Origin of the sequence: Methylobacterium nigriterrae, from assembly GCF_037106235.1 — a bacterium.
Classification (GTDB): Bacteria; Pseudomonadota; Alphaproteobacteria; order Rhizobiales; family Beijerinckiaceae; genus Methylobacterium; species Methylobacterium nigriterrae.
Genome location: NZ_JBAWTG010001094.1, coordinates 1 through 238, shown reverse-complemented (window position 1 = coordinate 238; position 238 = coordinate 1). Strand labels below are relative to the sequence as shown.

The following is a 238-nucleotide window of genomic DNA, read 5'->3' as shown; positions in this document are numbered from 1 at the left end:
GCGGAGGGTGTTACGGTGAGGTCGCTTGAGACCAGGCGGACCTCACGGGACTCGCGAGGCCGCAGCAAGAGCCGATGCGGTCCGAAGCTTACGGATTGCTGGTAGCGGTAGGTCGTTCGGTGGTGGATGCGCAGATTGACCAATGAACACTCCTGCAGGGCAAATCAGCCAGGCTTCCTCCGTCGCGGCCGTTCTTCTGTGTGTGGATTGGCGCATACACCTCCGACGCCGATCGGCA

General features: G+C 62.2%; 1 protein-coding gene. It reads right to left on the bottom strand.

The features are described 5' to 3' along the window. On the bottom strand, positions 1 to 143 hold a 143-nt coding region (locus WDW90_RS40375), incomplete at its 3' end, for a transglutaminase N-terminal domain-containing protein (protein WP_336493143.1). Positions 144 to 238 lie beyond the last annotated feature (95 nt).